Source organism: Acidovorax sp. FG48 (assembly GCF_057809085.1).
Genome location: NZ_JBMDJH010000006.1, coordinates 100,311 through 118,599, shown reverse-complemented (window position 1 = coordinate 118,599; position 18,289 = coordinate 100,311). Strand labels below are relative to the sequence as shown.

14 protein-coding genes are annotated in these 18,289 nt (G+C 65.8%); 6 read left to right on the top strand and 8 right to left on the bottom strand.

Going from position 1 to position 18,289, the window contains the following annotated elements; all coding sequences use genetic code 11:
- Nucleotides 1-52 precede the first annotated feature (52 nt).
- Nucleotides 53-2,266, bottom strand: a complete 2,214-nt coding sequence (locus tag ACODSU_RS10980) for a RelA/SpoT family protein (RefSeq protein ID WP_015014735.1) — start codon at nt 2,264-2,266, stop codon at nt 53-55.
- Nucleotides 2,263-3,231, bottom strand: a complete 969-nt coding sequence (locus ACODSU_RS10975) for an alpha/beta fold hydrolase (RefSeq protein WP_488842314.1) — start codon at nt 3,229-3,231, stop codon at nt 2,263-2,265. Before ACODSU_RS10975 ends, ACODSU_RS10980 begins: the two co-directional genes overlap by 4 nt.
- A gap of 115 nt (nt 3,232-3,346) precedes the next feature.
- On the opposite strand from ACODSU_RS10975, the gene ACODSU_RS10970 reads away from it, so the two are divergent.
- The gene (locus tag ACODSU_RS10970; RefSeq protein WP_488842312.1) at nt 3,347-4,129 is read left to right on the top strand and encodes a 3-hydroxybutyrate dehydrogenase; all 783 of its coding nucleotides are present in this window, start codon (nt 3,347-3,349) and stop codon (nt 4,127-4,129) included.
- 119 nt (nt 4,130-4,248) lie between these two features.
- On the opposite strand, the gene ACODSU_RS10965 is transcribed toward ACODSU_RS10970, so the two are convergent.
- Nucleotides 4,249-4,962 (bottom strand): SIMPL domain-containing protein, encoded by a 714-nt coding sequence (locus ACODSU_RS10965; RefSeq protein ID WP_488842442.1) that lies wholly within the window; start codon nt 4,960-4,962, stop codon nt 4,249-4,251.
- Nucleotides 4,963-5,179: 217 nt separating this feature from the next.
- On the opposite strand from ACODSU_RS10965, the gene ompR reads away from it, so the two are divergent.
- A complete protein-coding gene (gene ompR, locus ACODSU_RS10960; RefSeq protein WP_015014739.1) occupies nt 5,180-5,911 on the top strand; it encodes an osmolarity response regulator transcription factor OmpR in 732 nt (243 codons plus the stop codon).
- Nucleotides 5,912-5,917: 6 nt separating this feature from the next.
- Nucleotides 5,918-7,447, top strand: a complete 1,530-nt coding sequence (locus tag ACODSU_RS10955) for a sensor histidine kinase (RefSeq protein WP_295944438.1) — start codon at nt 5,918-5,920, stop codon at nt 7,445-7,447.
- 61 nt (nt 7,448-7,508) lie between these two features.
- Here ACODSU_RS10955 and gudD read toward each other — a convergent pair whose 3' ends face one another.
- From gudD to kdgD, 3 genes are all read right to left on the bottom strand, one after another.
- Nucleotides 7,509-8,861 carry a glucarate dehydratase gene (gene gudD, locus ACODSU_RS10950; protein WP_488842310.1) on the bottom strand — a complete coding sequence of 451 codons (1,353 nt, stop codon included), beginning with the start codon at nt 8,859-8,861 and terminating at the stop codon, nt 7,509-7,511.
- 50 nt (nt 8,862-8,911) lie between these two features.
- On the bottom strand, nt 8,912-9,898 hold the full coding sequence (locus ACODSU_RS10945) for a Bug family tripartite tricarboxylate transporter substrate binding protein (protein WP_488842308.1): 987 nt from the start codon (nt 9,896-9,898) through the stop codon (nt 8,912-8,914).
- A gap of 85 nt (nt 9,899-9,983) precedes the next feature.
- Nucleotides 9,984-10,895 (bottom strand): 5-dehydro-4-deoxyglucarate dehydratase, encoded by a 912-nt coding sequence (kdgD, locus tag ACODSU_RS10940; protein WP_488842306.1) that lies wholly within the window; start codon nt 10,893-10,895, stop codon nt 9,984-9,986.
- Nucleotides 10,896-11,115: 220 nt separating this feature from the next.
- Between kdgD and ACODSU_RS10935 the strand changes: the two genes are divergently transcribed.
- Nucleotides 11,116-12,153: a LacI family DNA-binding transcriptional regulator gene (locus ACODSU_RS10935; RefSeq protein WP_488842304.1), complete on the top strand. Its 1,038-nt coding sequence runs from the start codon at nt 11,116-11,118 to the stop codon at nt 12,151-12,153.
- 30 nt (nt 12,154-12,183) lie between these two features.
- On the opposite strand, the gene ispF is transcribed toward ACODSU_RS10935, so the two are convergent.
- On the bottom strand, nt 12,184-12,663 hold the full coding sequence (gene ispF / locus ACODSU_RS10930) for a 2-C-methyl-D-erythritol 2,4-cyclodiphosphate synthase (RefSeq protein WP_488842302.1): 480 nt from the start codon (nt 12,661-12,663) through the stop codon (nt 12,184-12,186).
- A gap of 120 nt (nt 12,664-12,783) precedes the next feature.
- Nucleotides 12,784-13,698 carry an IspD/TarI family cytidylyltransferase gene (locus ACODSU_RS10925; RefSeq protein WP_488842300.1) on the bottom strand — a complete coding sequence of 305 codons (915 nt, stop codon included), beginning with the start codon at nt 13,696-13,698 and terminating at the stop codon, nt 12,784-12,786.
- A gap of 97 nt (nt 13,699-13,795) precedes the next feature.
- Here ACODSU_RS10925 and mfd point away from each other — a divergent pair, with 97 nt between their 5' ends.
- Nucleotides 13,796-17,260 (top strand): transcription-repair coupling factor, encoded by a 3,465-nt coding sequence (gene mfd, locus ACODSU_RS10920; RefSeq protein WP_488842298.1) that lies wholly within the window; start codon nt 13,796-13,798, stop codon nt 17,258-17,260.
- Nucleotides 17,261-17,603: 343 nt separating this feature from the next.
- On the top strand, nt 17,604-18,266 hold the full coding sequence (locus ACODSU_RS10915; RefSeq protein WP_488842296.1) for a hypothetical protein: 663 nt from the start codon (nt 17,604-17,606) through the stop codon (nt 18,264-18,266).
- Nucleotides 18,267-18,289: the final 23 nt, after the last annotated feature.

Below are 18,289 nucleotides of genomic sequence, written 5' to 3'. Positions count from 1 at the left end.
TCACACAATGCGCGGGGAACGGGCTCACAGGCAAGCCCGCGCGCGCCTTACTTCAACGGCGGCGGGCAGAGCGGACGCCCTGCACGCCCGCCACAATGCCCAGCACCTTGTTCAGACGGCCCGAGTCCGACACTTCCACCGTGAAGGTCATCCAGGCCGTGCCTTTGACGGACTGGGTCTGCACGCCGATCACATTGGTTTTTTCGCGCGCAAACACTTCCGAGATATCGCGCAACAGGCCCTGGCGGTCGGCGGCTTCCACCGCCACGTCCACCGGGTAGACAGCGGTCGATGCTGAAGGCTTGGGCGCTCCCCATTCCACATCGATCACGCGTTCGGCATTGCGTGCCGCCATCTCGCGAAAGTTGCTGCAGTCGGCACGGTGCACGCTGACCCCCTTGCCGCGCGTGACAAAGCCACGGATGGTGTCGGGCGGTGCCGGCTTGCAGCACTTGGCCAGTTGCGTCATCAACGAGTCGATGCCCACCACCAGCACACCGCCCTTGGGGGCCGAATCGTTGGTGCGGGTTTTCTTGAGCAGCAGGTAGTCGTCGGGCTGCAGCACGGGCTCGGGCGGGCGCAGCACCGTTTCGATGTTGCGCAGCGAAAACTCGTCCTTGCCCACCACTTCAAACAGCGCATCGGCCGACTTGAAGCCCAGCTGCACCGCCAAGTCGTCGAGCTTGACGGCAGTTTTGCCCTCGCGCTGCAGCAGCTTCTCGACCGCCTCGCGGCCCCGGGCGATGGTCTCGTGCGTGGCCTGGGCGTTGAACCAGGCGCGCACCTTGGCCTTGGCGCGGTTGCTGGTGAGATAGCCCAGCTCGGCATTGAGCCAGTCGCGCGAGGGGCGCCCTTCCTTGACGGTGGAGATTTCCACCGTCTGCCCGTTCTGCAGCGGCGTGTTGAGCGGCACCATCACGCCATCGACCTTGGCCCCCCGGCAACGGTGGCCCAGGCTGGTGTGCACCGAGTAGGCAAAGTCCACCGGGGTGGCGCCCTGAGGCAGCTCCACCACGGCCGCATCGGGCGTCAGCACGTAGATGCGGTCCTCGAACAGGCCCCGGTTGGGCAACGCGCCGGCTAGGTCCCGTTCCCATGCCAGCAACTGGCGCAGCACGGCGATCTTGGCGTCGTACTCGCCCGTCGCAGACACGCCCGCATAGCCTTTGGCGCCTGCCTCCTTGTAGGCCCAGTGCGCCGCCACACCATGCTCAGCGTGTTCGTGCATGGCCTGGGTGCGGATCTGGATCTCGATGGGCTTGCCGTTGTCGTCCCGCACGATGGTGTGCAGCGACTGGTAGCCGTTCGGTTTGGGCTTGGCGATGTAGTCGTCAAACTCCTCCACGATGGGCTTGAACTGCTCGTGCACCCAGCTCAGAGCGGCGTAGCAGTCCTTCACTGTGGGCACCACCACGCGCAGCGCGCGGATGTCGAACACCTGGTCGAAGTTGAGCGACTTGCCGCGCATCTTCTTGACGATGCTGTAGATGTGCTTGGGCCGGCCCGCGACGGTGGCGCTGATGCTGCGGGCGCGCAAATCGGATTCGAGCCGCGCGCGCAGCTGCTCCATGTAGACCTCGCGCTCGCCGCGCTTTTCGTCGAGCAGGCGGGCCACCTCCTTGTAGGTGTCGGGCTCCAGAAAGCGGAAGGACAAGTCTTCCAGCTCCCACTTCACCTGCCAGATGCCCAGGCGGTTGGCCAGCGGCGCAAACACCTGCAGCGACTCGCGCGCCAGGCTGGGCGACACGGGGCGCTTGCTGGCCGCGTGGAAGCGCAGCGTTTGCAAGCGCGAGGCCAGGCGCAGCATCACCACACGCAGGTCGCGCGAGAAGGCCAGCAGCATCTTGCGCACGTTCTCTGTCTGCACGGCCGGGTCGTCCAGCGGCGCGGCCGCGCGGGCCTGCTGCTGCACGCGCATCAGCTTGGTGGTCTCCACGGCCAGCGCGGCAAAGTTGGCGCCAAACGCCTTGGCGATCACTTCTTCGGGCTTGTTCAGGTGGATGCAGGCATGCACCAGATAGCTGGCCGCCTGCATGGCTTCAGAGCCGCCAATGCCCTTGAGGATGGCGGCCACCGCATCGGCGTGGGCCAGCGTGTTCTCGCCGGAGTCGAGCGTTTCGCCCGCCATCAGCGGTTCGGCAAACGCGCGCGCACGCGCCAGTGCGTTCACCTGCTCCGGCAGGGTGTGCGCCGTGGCTGCGATGAGCTGAGGGACAGCGTCGGTCTGGGGGGTGAGAGACGCTGGTGCAGGAGGGTTGGTTTTCATCCGGCCACAGCACCTTCTGCCGCCAGCAGGAAATCCGCGACTGCGGCGACTTGGTCAGCAGCCACCAGCGTGGGCGCGTGACCCACGCCTTCAAACTCCACCACACGGGCATGGGGCCCGCGCTGCGCCATGGCCTGCGCCGTCTCGCGCGACAGCAGGTCGGACTGCGCACCGCGCAACAGCAACGTCCGGGCCGTGATGTGGTCATACAGCTGCCACAGCGCCGCCTCGCCCGCCACTGCAACCTCCTGCGTCAGCGTTTTGAAAGGCACGGCAATCGCCGGGTCATAGTGCAGCGCCAAGCCGCCTCCGGCGGACTGCGGCAGCTCACGCACCATGGCACGCGACAGCTCCAGCCACTGGGCCGGCGTGTGGGGGCCAAAGCTGGTGGAGATGGCCCACATCGCGTCGGCCGCCTGCTGCAACGATGCAAACCGCGCGGGCTGCCCCAGATACTGCCCGATGCGCTGCAGCGCCTGCCACTGGATGACGGGCCCCACATCGTTCAGCACCAACCGGCGCACGGGCACCGGCAAAGGCAGGCCCGGCTGGCCGGTGATGCCCATACCGATGAGCCCACCCATGCTCGTGCCCACCCAGTCCAGAGTGGTAATGGGGGCTTGCTGGTGCAACTGCGCCAGCAATGCCAGCATGTCCGCCGCGTATTGGGGAATCTGGTAGCCCATGGGGTCGGCCAGCCAGTCGCTGCGGCCCCGGCCCACCACGTCGGGGCAGACCACCCGTGCATGCTGGCTGAGCACCCGGGCCAGCGCATCAAAATCCCGCCCCTGGCGCGACAGGCCATGCACGCAGGCGATGACGTGCGGGTGCGCCGGGTTGCCGGTGGCATTCCACTCCCAGTACGCCATGCGGTGCTGCTGTGCGGGAGCGGGTGCGCGGTCTGGAGTCTCCGGCGCGGCCGCGGGGCCTGGGCACAGTACGTAGTTCAGCGTAGGTTCAATCATGGGTGTGAAATCCGGGGGCAGCGCTCGATAATGCCGTGGTCGTTGGCACCCATTGCTTGCCCTTGGGTACCGACTTTTTCTTGCGTTGCATCGTAATTCATTCGGAGAGACTCCCATGCTGAAAGGCAAAACTGCCCTCGTCACCGGCTCCACCAGCGGCATTGGTCTTGGCATCGCCAAGGCCCTGGCGCGCCAGGGTGCCAACATCGTGCTCAACGGCTTTGGCGATGTGGATGGCCCGCGTGCCGAAGTGCTGGCCGCCGGTGAGGCCGCGGGTGCCCAGGTGGCGTATCACGGCGCCGACATGAGCCGTGTGGCTGACATCGAAGACATGATGAAGTACAGCGCCAGCCAGTTCGGCCGCGTGGACATCCTGGTCAACAACGCAGGCATCCAGCATGTGGCCAATGTGGAGAACTTCCCCGTTGAGCGCTGGGACTCCATCATCGCCATCAACCTGACCAGTGCCTTCCACACCTCGCGCTTGGCCTTGCCCGCAATGAAGAGCGCCAACTGGGGCCGCATCATCAATGTGGCGTCGGTGCACGGCCTGGTGGGCTCGGCTCAGAAGTCTGCTTACGTGGCCGCCAAGCACGGCATCGTCGGCCTGACCAAGGTCACCGCGCTGGAAAACGCCACCACGGGCGTGACCTGCAATGCCATCTGCCCCGGCTGGGTGCTGACGCCGCTGGTGCAAAAGCAGGTAGATGCGAAGGCTGTTGAACATGGCATCTCGAACGAAGAGGCCAAGAAGCTGCTGCTGGGCGAGAAGGAGCCTTCCATGCAGTTCACCACACCCGAAGAGCTGGGCGAACTGGCCGTCTTCTTCTGCTCCCCCGCCGCCAACAACGTGCGTGGCGTGGCGTGGAACATGGACGGTGGCTGGGCTGCGCAGTAAGCCTGCGCGGAGCCTGCACAGAGCATTTAGCTCTATTTTTGATAGCTGCCAGCGCTTATTACACGAGCGCTTACAGCCATTTTCACCTCAAACAGGGCAAATCAGCGGCCCGGGTGCCCTCAGCGCATCTGCACTGAGCCCGACACGTTCACCGTGACCTGGGCCTTGCCCGCTTCCACCGGCACAGCAGAGTCCGAGAACGACGCCACCTTGGCCTCGGCGGCCATCATGCGGGGCCGGGGGCCGGGCGACATTTCATTGCTGTTCACGGCCACTTCGCGCAGGCTGTAGTTGGCAAATCCAAAGCCCTTGGCCAGCTCGGCGGCCCGGGCCTTGAACTGCTCGATGGCCTGGGTCTGGGCCTCGGATTCCACCTTGGCGCGGGCTTCGCGCGACAGGCCAAACGCGACCTGGCTGATCGCAAGGGTCTGGATCTTGCCGGCAGTGGCCGTGATGCGTGCAAAGTCACGCCCCTCCAGCACCAGTTCGGCACGTCCCTGCCAGCCGTTGATCTTGCCGTCCTTGCCGTAGCGCGGGTACAACCCGAACGGGCCAGTGCGCACATCCAGCTGGCCGGGCTGCGCATTGCGCTTGGCCTCCGTCAGAGCCGCGTCCAGCGCCTGCTTGAGCTGGGTCTGCACGGTGGCCGCATCGGCGGCCTCCTTGCTGGTAGCGAGGTTGAGCACCAGCAGATCCTGCTGCACCTCCACCGTGCCTGTGGCCGACAACTGCACAACATTGCGCAGCTCTGGGGTGGGTGTATTTTGGGCAAAAGCGGCGCTAGCGCAAGCAATCAATGCACTGGCAGCTATCAATTTGGTAGTGTTTTTCATCATCACGCGGTCCTTGTCATCGGTGCACGTCCTGGCTGCCAGGAGTGCGGGACACCACCTTAACCGCTGTGCGCGACGCCCTTGACAAAGCCATGTCGCACGAGGTGCGAAGCTGGGCAAAACTTGTAACAGTTGGTCAAACCTGGCCTTCAAACCCGAACTTCGGCGTTCCAACTGGTCAGAATTGGCTCTGTTACAAATTGGACTTGAGATCAACATGGCCACAACACCCAATCGCACCGACAAAGTTCTGGTAGTGGACGACGACGCGCGCATCCGCGACCTGCTGCGTCGCTACCTCACCCAAGAGGGTTTTGAAGTCATGGTTGCCGAAGACGGCAAGGCCCTCAACCGCCTGCTGCTGCGCGAAACGGTGGACATCATCGTGCTGGACCTGATGATGCCCGGCGAAGACGGTCTGTCGATCTGCCGCCGCCTGCGCGCCGCCAACGACCGCACCCCCATCATCATGCTCACCGCCAAGGGCGAGGACGTGGACCGCATCGTGGGCCTGGAAGTGGGCGCCGACGATTACCTGGGCAAGCCCTTCAACCCCCGCGAACTGCTCGCCCGCATCCACGCCGTGCTGCGCCGCCGCCCTGCGCAGGAAGCCCCGGGCGCCCCCTCGGGCGACAACGAAGTCGTTACCTTTGGCCCCTTCACCTTCGACCTGGGCACCCGCGCCCTGCAGCGCAACGGCGAAGAGCTGCCACTGACCACCGGCGAATTCGCCATGCTCAAAGCCCTGGTGCGCCACCCGCGCCAGCCCCTGTCGCGCGAAAAGCTGGCACTGCTGGCCCGCGGCCGCGAGTTCGAGCCCTTTGACCGCAGCCTGGACGTGCAGGTATCGCGTCTGCGCAAGCTGGTGGAAGTAGACGCCGCAGCGCCCCGCTACATCCAGACCGTCTGGGGCGTGGGCTACGTGTTCGTACCGGACGGAACGAGCTGATAGTTCATGGCCAACACTGAGGGCAAGCCGAGATCTTCGTCCCGCAAGCATGTCACCGCCCCCTCCGACGCCACCAGCCCTGCCCCGCTGGAGGCCATTCGGCGGGCGCGGGAACAGCGTGCGCGCGTCGGTCTGAACCTTTTCTGGCGCACGTTTTTTCTGCTGGCCCTGCTGCTGGTGGGCAGCATCCTGGCGTGGTTGCAGACCCTGCGCGCGCTGGAGTTTGAACCGCGCACGCTGCAGACCGCGCAGCAGATTGCATCGCTGGTCAACCTGAGCCGCGCGGCGCTGGTGCACTCCGACGCCATCGCGCGCGTGTCGCTCATCAAGACCATGGCCGACCAGGAGGGGGTGCGCATCCTGCCGCGCGAGCCCACGGACAAGTACGCGCTGCTCGACCCCACCGCCTTGGGCAACCGCCTAACCGACGAGCTAACCATGCGCCTGGGCCCCGACACCATCGTCGCGCAAAGCGTGAACGGCGAAAACGGCCTGTGGGTCGGCTTCAACATCAACGGCGACCCCAACTGGCTGCTGATGGACCGCTCGCGCTTCAGCCCGGCAGGCGGGCGCACCTGGCTGATCTGGCTGATCACGGCCGCCGCGCTGTCGCTGGCCGGTGCCGCTGCGATTGCACGGCTCATCAACCGCCCGCTCAAGCAGCTGTCGTACGCGGCCAACCGGGTCAAAGACGGTGACTTTGCTGCCAGCCACCTGGACGAAGAAGTGGTGACCAGCGAAATCCGCGAGGTGAACATCGGCTTCAACCGCATGGCCCAAAAGCTGGCCAAGCTGGAACAGGACCGCGCCGTGATGCTGGCAGGCATTTCGCACGACCTGCGCACGCCCCTGGCGCGCCTGCGGCTGGAGACGGAAATGAGCGTGACCGACGAAGTGGCCCGTGAGCACATGGTCGCCGATATCGTGCAGCTCGACGCCACCATCGACAAGTTCTTGGACTACGCACGGCCCGACCACGTGACGCTCACGCCCGTGAACCTGCATGCGGTGGTGTCATCGTGTGTGTATGCCGTGCAGGACCACCGCGAGCTGCAGATCACCATGGCGGTGCCGGAAGACCTGAACGTGCTGGCCGATGAGGTGGAACTGGCTCGTGTGATCTCCAACCTGCTGGAAAACGCCCGGCGCTACGGCAAGAACGAGGACACGGGCATCACCAACGTGGACATCGCCGCCAAGAGCCGCGAAAACTGGGTGCTGATCAAGCTGCGCGACCATGGCCCGGGCGTGCCGCCCGAGCAACTGTCCAACCTCACCAAGCCGTTCTTCCGGGGTGACTCGGCACGCACGGCGGCGGCGGGCGCGGGCCTGGGGCTGTCGATTGTGGACAAGACGGTGCAGCGCATGGGAGGCATCTTTGCACTGGCCAACTCCAGCACCGGCGGCCTGGTGGCCCACCTGCAACTGCAGCGCGCCACCAGCCTGCCCGAGGGGGTGGACCCCAAACAGCGCCTGCAGCGCCCGTCCGTCAAGCGCCAGTTGCCTCGGCGACGGGCGGAAGACCGGATGGCTTGAGCCCCTGCCCTGCATCAACAACAAAGCCCTCCATTGGAGGGCTTTGTGTTTTTCACCCACCTCAGCGCACCATACAAGGCGACTTGTTGTTGAACTTCCAGCCAGGGATCAGGTACTGCATGGCGATGGCATCGTCGCGTGCGCCCAGGCCATGCTGCAGGTACAGGCGGTGGGCGCGCTCCACTTCGTCCATATCCAGCTCCACACCCAGACCAGGCTTCTCGGGCAGGTCGATGAAACCATTCTTGATCTGAAACGGCTGCTGGGTCAGTCGCTCACCGTCCTGCCAGATCCAGTGCGTGTCGATGGCCGTGACGCGCCCCGGCGCGGCAGCGCCCACATGGGTGAACATGGCCAGCGAGACATCGAAGTGGTTGTTGGAATGCGAGCCCCAGGTCAGTCCAAAGGCCTGGCACATCTGCGCCACGCGCACCGAGCCGGCCATGGTCCAGAAGTGCGGGTCGGCCAGCGGAATGTCCACCGACTGCAGCGCCAGGCTGTGCGCCATTTCGCGCCAGTCGGTGGCCACCATGTTCGTTGCAGTCGGCAGTCCGGTCGCACGGCGGAACTCGGCCATCACCTCGCGGCCCGAGAACACGCCTTCGGCGCCGCAAGGGTCTTCGGCATACGCCATCACGCCATGCAGGTCGCGCGTGAGGCGGATGGCATCCTTCAGCAGCCAGCCGCCGTTGGGGTCCAGCGTCACGCGCGCTTCAGGAAAGCGCTCGTGCAGCGCGCGGATGGCCTCGACCTCCTCCTCGCCGCGCAGCACACCGCCCTTGAGCTTGAAGTCGGCAAAGCCATAGCGCTGGTATGCAGCCTCGGCCAGGCGCACGATGCCCTCGGCCGTCATAGCCTTTTCGTTGCGCAGGCGGAACCAGTCGTTATCGGCACCGGGCTCGGTGCGGTAGGCCAGGTCGGTCTTTTCGCGGTCGCCCACGTAGAACAGATAACCCAGCATTTGCACCGAGGTGCGCTGCACCCCTTCGCCCAGCAGCGCGGCCACGGGCACGTTCAGGTGCTGGCCTAACAGATCGAGAAACGCCGACTCCACCGCCGTCACGGCATGGATGGTGATGCGCAGGTCAAAGGTCTGCAGGCCGCGCCCGCCCGCGTCGCGGTCGGCAAACTGTGCGCGCATGGCGTTGAGCACGGCATTGTGGTGGCCGATGGGCTGGCCCACGATGAGCGGTCGCGCATCCTCGATGGTCTGGCGGATCTTCTCGCCGCCAGGTACCTCGCCCACCCCGGTGTTGCCCGCGCTGTCGCGCAGGATGAGCAGGTTGCGCGTGAAGAACGGGCCGTGCGCGCCGCTCAGGTTCATGAGCATGCTGTCGTGGCCCGCCACGGGCACCACGCGCAGCTCGGTGATGACGGGGGTGCTGGTGGCAGAAGGATGGGAAGAGTTGGTCATGGTGGTCAGAAAACGAAGATGAGGCGCACCCCGGCGCCTCGTGGCAGAGCTCAATCAGCGGTGATTTTTCGGGTCTCGATCACGGTCTTCCAACGGGCGAATTCGCGCGCCTGGTAGGCGGTGAAGGCTTCGGGCGTGCTCGCCACAATCTCCAGGCCCTGGTCCAGCATGCGCTTCTTCACGGCGGGGTCGTTGATGGCAGCGATGGCGGCGTCCGACAGCTTCTTCTTGATCGCAGGGGGCAGGCCCTTGGGCGCGGCCATGCCCTGCCACGAATACACCTCGGCACCAGTCACGCCGGCCTCAGCCAAGATGGGTACATCGGGCAGCACGGGGCTGCGCTTGTCACCCGTTACAGCAATCGCATGCAGCTTGCCCGCGCGAATGTGCTGCAGCACGGCGTTCACGTTCTGGAACGAGAACTCCACCTGTCCGCCCAGCAGGTCGTTGATGGCCGGCGCGCCGCCCTTGTAGGGGATGTGCAGGCCTTCCGTGCCGGTCTGCTGCCAGAACACCTCGGCCGAGAGATGGTCCGACGAGCCGTTGCCCGAGCTGGCAAAACTCACCTTGCCCGGGTTGGCCTTGAGCTGGGCGATCACCTCCTTCACGGTGCGCGCCTTCTGGCCGGGGGCGGCCACCAGCACGTTGGGCGCCTGTACCGGCACGGTGATGTAGTCAAAGTCCTTGAGGGCGTCGTACGGCACGGTCTTCAGCAGGTGCGGAGCCACGACAAAGGCGCCCAGCGACGACACCAGCAGCGTGTAGCCATCGGCCGGTGCGCGCCTGACCATCCCCGCCCCCAGCGTGCCCGTGGCACCGGGGCGGTTGTCCACCACGAAGTTCTGGCCCAGCTTGTCGCCCATGTGTTGGGCCATGGCGCGGGCCACCATGTCGGTGGAGCCGCCGGCCGGGAACGGCACGACGATGGTCACGGGCTTATCGGGCCAGGTGGCGGCGGGCGCACTGGTCTGAGCGGACGCGGCAAACGCAAGGCCGCTAGCGGCAGCAACGAGCAACAGTTTCTTGGCAATCAACATGAGGATGTCTCCGAAAGTGGTGATGGCAGACCCTCTGCGGGGCCTTGGGTGTGGACGGGGAAAGGAATGAATCAACAGGCCGCCCTCATTGCGGCCCCAACTTGTCAATCAGCGCCTTGAGCTCTTCCATCTCGCTGGGTTTCAAGTCCACCAGCGGTGCCCGCACCGGCCCACCGTCATGGCCCACGATGCGCGCCCCCGCCTTGATGATGGACACCCCATAACCCTCCACCCGGTTGCGGATGGCGAGATACGGCATGAAGAACGACTTGAGCAGCCGGTGCTGCGTGGCCGTGTCGTCACTCGCCACCGCTTGGTAGAACTCCATCGCCGTCTTGGGGATGAAGTTGAAGACGGCCGACGAATACACCGGCGTGCCCAGCGCCTTGTAGGCCGCTGCATACACCTCGGCCGTGGGCAGGCCGCCCAGGTACGAGAAACGGTCCCCCAGTTTCATGTAGATGGACGACATGGTCTCGATATTGCCCACACCATCCTTGAACCCCACCAGGTTCGGACAACGCTCGGCCAGGATGGCCAGGGACTCGGCCGTGAGCTTGGTGCGGTCACGGTTGTAGACGATCACACCGAACTTCACGCTCTTGCACACCTGCTCCACATGGGCGATCAGACCTTCCTGCCCGGCTTCGGTCAGGTAATGCGGCAGCAGCAGGATGCCGTGGGCACCCAGCCGCTCAGCCTCCTGCGCATGGGCAATGGCCGTGCGGGTGGGGCCACCGGCGCCGGCAATGATGGGCACCTTACCCCGGCAGGTCTCCACCGCCGTCTTGATCACATCGCTGTACTCGGGGCCCGAGAGAGAGAAGTATTCACCCGTGCCACCGGCGGCAAACAGGGCACTGGCGCCATAGGGGGCGAGCCACTCCAGGCGCTCGATGTAGGTCTTGGGGCGGAAGTTGCCCTGCTCGTCGAAGTCAGTGATGGGGAACGAGAGCAGGCCGGAGCCCATGATGGTTTTGAGTTCTTGAGGGGTCATGGTGAATAGCGGGCGTTGGTTGCAGCGTCTCAACAGGTCATACAAGTCGCAAAAATTTGACTCGATAACTGTAAATTCTTGCGAATTACGATAATGTTAACGTTAACATCATCAGACAACACAGTAAAAACCCTTATTTCTTCGAATTTTTTAGACGTGCCGCTACACGGGGGCGCAGACGCTGTCGGCCTCAAGTCACACGCGCTTAGACTCCACCCCCATGCAAGCTCCTGATCCGGCCCGCCCCGCCCCGCCCTCCGGTCGCGACCGCTCGGCGGTCACGCTGCGCGAGGTGGCCGAACGGGCGGGCGTGTCGATGATTACCGTGTCTCGCGCCATCAACACGCCGCAGCAGGTGTCTGAACGGACAAGAGAACGGGTTCAGGAAGCCGTGTCGGCCCTGGGCTACGTGCCCAACCTGGTAGCAGGCGGGTTGCGCTCGGCGCGCAGCCATGTGGTGACGGCCCTGGTGCCCACGCTCACGGGACCACTGTTCGGTGAAATGGTGCAGGCCCTCACCGATGCTCTGGAACTGCGTGGCTTTCAGGTCATGGTGGGCCAGGTGGGCTATGCGCGCTCCAGAGAAGACGCGCTGCTGCGCGCCATCGTGGGCCGGCGGCCTGACGGGATCGTGCTCACGGGGGTCATGCATTCGCCCGAAGGACGGCGCTTGCTGATGGCCTCGGGCATTCCGGTGGTTGAAACCTGGGACTTCACCGACACCCCCATCGACATGCTCGTCGGCCTGCGCCATGAAGCGCTCGGCGCCGCCGTGTGCGAGCACCTGTTCGCCAGGGGACGGCGACGGCTGGCGCTACTGAGCGGTGGCGATGAGCGTGCCGCGCGGCGCGCTCAGGGCTTTGCCGCCGCCGCCGCGCGCCTGGGTCTGCGCCCGCCCGCCGTTCGACTGGGCAAATCGCCCACCACCCACGCAGATGGCCGTGCCGGGCTGGCTGCCCTGTTGGCCGACGTTCCCGACATCGACGCCGTGTTCTGCAGCTCGGACATGCTGGCCCTGGGCGTGCTGACCGAAGCCAGGGCACACGGCATCTTGGTACCACAGCAACTCGCGGTGGTGGGATTTGGCGACATCGACTTTGCCGAAACGGTCACTCCGGCCCTTTCCACGGTGCGCATTGACGGCAAGCGCATGGGGCAGACGGCTGCCGGATGGATTGCCGACCGGGCCGAAGGCAAAGCAGTCGCCCAGCCCGTGATGGACATCGGCTTTTCCATCGTGGAGCGCGGCAGCAGCTGAGCGCTGCAGGCCCCGTGGCAAAAGGCTGGGTTATGCCCGGTACACCAGCGCGATGGCCCGTGCCTCCATGGCCAAACCCTGCCCCACCGGGCCCAGGCGCTCGGCCGTCTTGGCCTTCACATTGACCTGGCCCTCCGCCACACCCACCGCCCGGGCGATGGCGGCCCGCATGCCGGGGATGTGCGCCGCCAGGCGCGGGGCCTGGGCGACGACCGTGCTGTCGATGTTGCCGATCTCAAAGCCCGCAGCGCGCACCCGCCGTGCCGCCTCGGCCAGCAACACGCCCGAGTCCGCGCCACGGAATGCAGCATCGGTATCAGGAAAATGGCTGCCAATATCCCCCAGGGCCACTGCGCCCAGTAGTGCATCGGTGATGGCGTGCAGCAGCACGTCGGCGTCCGAGTGGCCCAGCAGGCCTGTGGGGTGGGCAATCTCCACTCCGCCAATCACCAACCGGCGGCCGGGCACTAAGGCATGCACATCCCAACCTTCTCCAATCCTGAAATTCATCTGCTTGCCTTCGTCTTTGTGAGTGTTTGAGTGTTGGGTCGCCGGTGCAGTCCGTCAGACTCCCAAGCCGCGCAACGTTGGCAGCAGACCGGTGATGCCAGCAGCCCTTGTGCGATGGGCTTAAAAAAGATTCTTCTTGCCGGGGGCCATGTTCACCTGCCCCCGCTCGCCGCCAAAACGCTCCAGCGTGGTGCTGTGCGCCCGCTGGGCCAGCACGGCAGCCGCCAGCGCGAAATCATCCGGGTAAGTGACCTTGAAATTCTGTGCCCCGCCGGGCACCAGCCGGGGGTGAAAGCCCATGGCCTCCATGGCGCTGGCTTCATCTGTCACGTTGGAGCCCACCTTGTCAATCGCCTCCATCAGCGGGCCGATGCGGAACATCTGGGGCGTCTGCGCCAGCCACTTGTCGCTGCGGTCCACAGTAGAAGCCACGCGCACGCCGCCCGGGCCGTCGATAGAGGTCTTGAGCGTGTCGGCCAGCTTGTGCGCCAGCAGCCCGCCCACACTGTCGCCAGCGCACTGGTCGATGAGCGCATCGATCTGCTCCGAGGTCACCAGGCAGCGCGCAGCGTCATGCACCAGGACCCAGTCGCCAGGCTGCGCACCACGCTCCAGCAACGCCTTGAGGCCACCCAGCACCGTGTCGGCGCGCGTGGGGCCACCACACTCGACCACAAAAAATGCGGGGTGGGCATGGGCATCCAGAAAGCGATCCCCCGGTGCCACAGCCACCAGCGTGCCCAGCAGGCGCCCGACACCGGCAAAGGCGGCCAGTGTGTGCAGCACCATCGGGTGGCCTGCCACCAGGTGGTATTGCTTGGGCAGCGGGCCCGCCGCCGCAGGAGCGCTGGCAGACAGCGCTGCGCCGGGCGAAAACGCCGCCACGGTCGATGCCTGCACGGGCTGTGCTGGAGGGGGGCTGCCTGCACCTGCCGGCACAGCCCGCGACCCAACCCCGGCACAGGGCACCAGCGCCCAAAAACGCCCTTGGGCCGACAAGGGGGTGAGCGAAGGGTGCAGCAGGGGAGCAGTCATGGAGCGCTCATTCTAAAATCTCCCGTTGCCCCCGATCCAGCCCGTGCGTGTTTCGCGCCTCTGGGGATGCGGCGGGCCCACTGACGACACCGTCCGCATGGAACTCCCCAAACTCTCCCCCGGAAAACGCTTTGCCCTGCCCCGCCCCGTGGGCAGCGCCGACTCCCTGCTGCTGGCCCGCCTGGCCGAGCGCGACAAGGCCGCCGGCCGCACCACCGCCATCGTCACGTCCGACGCCACCGACGGGCAGCGGCTCATCGACGAGATGGCCTTTTTTGCGCCCGGTCTGCGCTGCGCGCTGTTCCCCGACTGGGAAACGCTGCCCTACGACACCTTCAGCCCGCACCAGGACCTGATCAGCGAACGGCTGGCTACGCTGTGGCGCATCTCGCAAGGTGAGGCCGATGTGGTGCTGGTGCCAGCCACCACGGCGCTGTACCGCCTTGCCCCGCCGTCCTTCCTGGCGGGCTATACCTTCCACTTCAAGGTCAAACAAAAGCTCGACGAGGCGAAGTTCAAGGCCCAGCTCACGCTGGCGGGTTACTCGCATGTGTCCCAAGTCGTGAGCCCCGGCGAATACGCCGTGCGTGGCGGGCTGATCGACCTGTTCCCTATGGGCTCGCTGGTGCCCTTCCGCGTGGACTTGTTCGACGACGAGATCGACAGCATCCGCACCTTCGACCCCGACAGCCAGCGCAGCCTGTACCCCGTGCCCGAGGTGCGCCTGCTGCCCGGCCGCGAATTCCCCATGGACGACGACGCGCGGGCCAAGTTCAGAAGCCGCTGGCGCGAAATGCTGGAGGGCGACCCGACCAAGAGCCGCATCTACAAGGACATGGGCGCGGGCGTCGCCACGGCGGGCATCGAGTACTACCTGCCGCTGTTCTTTGACGATACGGCCACCGTGTTCGACTACCTGGGTGGTGAAGCCACCGTGGTGCTGCACGGCGACCTGGAACCGGCCTTCCAGCGCTTCTGGCAGGACACCAAGGACCGCTTCCGCCTGGTGCAGGGTGACCCCGAGCGCCCGGTACTGCCGCCCGAGGCGCTGTTCCTGTCGGCCGACCAGTTCTACACCCGCGCCAAGGAGCATGCCCAGCTGTCCATCCGCCCCGGTGTGGAGGATGTGGATGACAACCCGCACTTCCAGAAGCTGGGCGACCTGTCGGTGGTGCGCGGCGCCGAGGACCCACTAGCACGCCTGCATGCCCACATCCGCAACACGCAGCACCGCGTGCTGCTGCTGGCCGAGAGCGATGGCCGGCGCGAGAGCCTGCTCGACTTTCTGCGTGCCAGCGGGGTGAACCCTCCGGCCTTCGACTCGCTGGCCGAGTTCCAGGGCACCGCCGACGAAAAGGTGGGCATCGCCACCGCCGGGCTCACCGTGGGCTTTAGCTGGATCGAAGACGGCATCGACTTCGTCACCGAGACCGAGCTGTTTGCCGCAGGCCCCACCACGCGCCGCCGCAAGAAGCAAGAGCAGGTGAGCGACGTCGAGGCACTGATCAAGGACTTGGCCGAGCTGACCCTGGGTGACCCCGTGGTGCACAGCCAGCACGGCATTGGCCGCTACCGGGGCCTGATCAACATGGACGTGGGCAACAAGAACCCCGACGGCACGCCCGCCATGCAGGAGTTCTTGCACCTCGAATACGCCGACAAGGCCGTGCTGTACGTGCCCGTGAGCCAGCTGCAGCTCATCAGCCGCTACACCGGCGTGAGCGCCGACGAGGCGCCGCTGCACAAGCTCGGTAGCGGCCAGTGGGAAAAGGCCAAGCGCAAGGCGGCCGAGCAGGTGCGCGACAGCGCGGCCGAGCTGCTCAACATCTACGCCCGCCGCGCGGCGCGCGAAGGCCATGCCTTCCGCTACAGCCCGCAGGACTACGAGACCTTTGCCAACGACTTCGGCTTCGAAGAAACAGCCGACCAGAACGCCGCCATCCACGCCGTCATCCAGGACATGATCAGTCCCCGCCCCATGGACCGCCTGGTCTGCGGCGACGTGGGCTTTGGCAAGACCGAGGTCGCCCTGCGCGCGGCCTTCGTGGCGGTGACGGGCGGCAAGCAGGTGGCCTTTTTGGCGCCCACCACGCTGCTGGCCGAGCAGCACTACCAGACGCTGGTGGACCGCTTCAGCAAATGGCCGGTGAAGGTGGCGGAGGTCTCGCGCTTTCGCTCGGGCAAGGAGATCACCGCCGCCATCAAGGGCATCGGCGACGGCACGGTGGACATTGTGGTGGGCACGCACAAGTTGCTGTCGGAATCCACCAAGTTCCACAACCTGGGCCTCTTGATCATCGACGAGGAGCACCGCTTTGGCGTGCGCCACAAGGAGCAGATGAAGGCCCTGCGTGCCGAGGTGGATGTGCTCACCCTCACGGCCACGCCCATCCCGCGCACGCTGGGCATGGCGCTCGAAGGCCTGCGCGACCTCTCGGTCATCGCCACCGCGCCGCAGCGGCGCCTGGCGATCAAGACCTTTGTGCGCAACGAGGGCACGGGCGTGATCCGCGAGGCCGTGCTGCGCGAATTGAAGCGCGGCGGGCAGGTCTACTTCCTGCACAACGAGGTGGAGACGATCGAAAACCGCCGCCAGAAGCTCGAAGAAATCTTGCCCGAGGCGCGCATCGCCGTGGCCCACGGCCAGATGCCCGAGCGCGAGCTGGAGCGCGTGATGCGCGACTTCGTGGCCCAGCGCTTCAACATCCTGCTGTGCTCGACCATCATCGAAACCGGCATCGACGTGCCCACGGCCAACACCATCATCATGAGCCGCGCCGACAAGTTCGGCCTCGCACAGCTGCACCAGCTGCGCGGGCGCGTGGGCCGCAGCCACCACCAAGCGTATGCCTACCTGATGGTGCCCGACGTGGAAGGCCTGACCAAGCAGGCGCAGCAGCGGCTCGAAGCCATCCAGCAGATGGAAGAACTGGGCAGCGGCTTCTACCTGGCCATGCACGACCTGGAGATCCGTGGTGCGGGCGAGGTGCTGGGCGAGAACCAGAGCGGCAACATGCTCGAAGTGGGCTTTCAGCTGTACAACGAGATGCTGAACGAGGCCGTCAAGGCGCTCAAAGCCGGCAAGGAGCCGGACCTGCTCTCGCCCCTGTCGGTCACCACCGACATCAACCTGCACGCCCCCGCCCTGCTGCCCGACGACTACTGCGGCGACGTGCACCTGCGCCTGTCGTTCTACAAGAAGCTGGCCACGGCCAAGACGCCCGACCAGATCGACGGCCTGCTCGAGGAGATCGTGGACCGCTTTGGCAAACTGCCGCCCCAGGCGCAGACGCTGATCGACGTGCACCGCCTGCGCGTGCTGAGCCAGCCTTACGGCGTGGTGAAGGTGGACGCCGCGCCTGGCGTCATCAACATCACCTTCAAGCCCCAGCCGCCGATTGACCCGATGCGCATCATCGAGCTGATCCAGAAGAACAAGCACATCAAGCTGGCGGGCAACGAGAAGCTGCGCATCGAGCGCGAGTTGAAAGAGCCCAAGGACCGTGCACAGATGGTGCGGGATATTCTGCGCAGCCTGGGGCAACCCGTGGTGGCTGCATAGCGTTACAAGAGCCTGTTTACGATCTCGCAGGGGATCGCGTTGGCGCGCAATCGGGATAAGTGGAGGCGTCGGATGCGCAGCATGGGCCCATGCCCATGCAAGCAGCTGGGGCGTCCAATCACCCGATTTCGCTCCAACCCTTCGGGCAGTGGCCTTTGCGGGCGGTCTGCGGCGTTGCGGCGCTTGTGGATAGCTGGGCTATCCACTGCGCACCGCGCCTTGCATCCCACCCCGCAAAGACCGCTGCGCGCCCCCTGGGAGATCGTAAACAGGCTCTAAAAGCCAAAGAGGCTGCAAGCGATAGTGAATCATGCGCTGACAGCTATCAAAAGAGAAACAAACAATGTGGCTGGAGTCTCTTCTCGCGCTGGTGACGCTGACGGCCGCCCTGGCCACGCGGCCCTGGCGCCTGCTGGCCAGCCGCAAGCCGCTGGTGCATGAATCCCACGGTGCGGCGTCTCCGCTGTGGACGCCGTTGCTGGCCACACTGGTGTTTCTGCCCTGGCTGTGGGCACTGCCCACGCTGCACGCCATGCCGCTGCAACTGCAGTGGTCGGGTGCGTGCCTGGTGGTGCTGATGCTGGGCTGGCCGCTGGCCATCCCCGTGCTGCTGGCGGTGGGTGCCATTGCAGGTCTGCTTTCACCCGCACTCGATTGGGCCGATGCGCTGAGCGCCGCCATCTGGCTGGGGGTGGTGCCCGCCACGCTGGCCCTGGCGCTGGGCGCGCTGCTGCGGCGCTGGGTGGGCACCCAGCCGTTTGTGTACGTGCTGGGCCGGGCGTTTTTAGGCACCGTGGCCTGCGTGTTTGCCGCCGGTGTGCTCTCGCAATGGACCGGGCACCTGTTGCCCGGAGTGGGCAACGAGCTGTCGCTGGTGGCCCGCTGGCTCATGGCCTGGGGCGACGGGTTTGTGACGGGCATGCTCGCGGCCATCTTTGTGGCCTTCAAGCCCGAGTGGCTGGCCACCTGGTCGGACCAGCTCTATCTGAAGCGGCCGCCGCAGTAGCGCAGCGTTGCCAACGCACACCA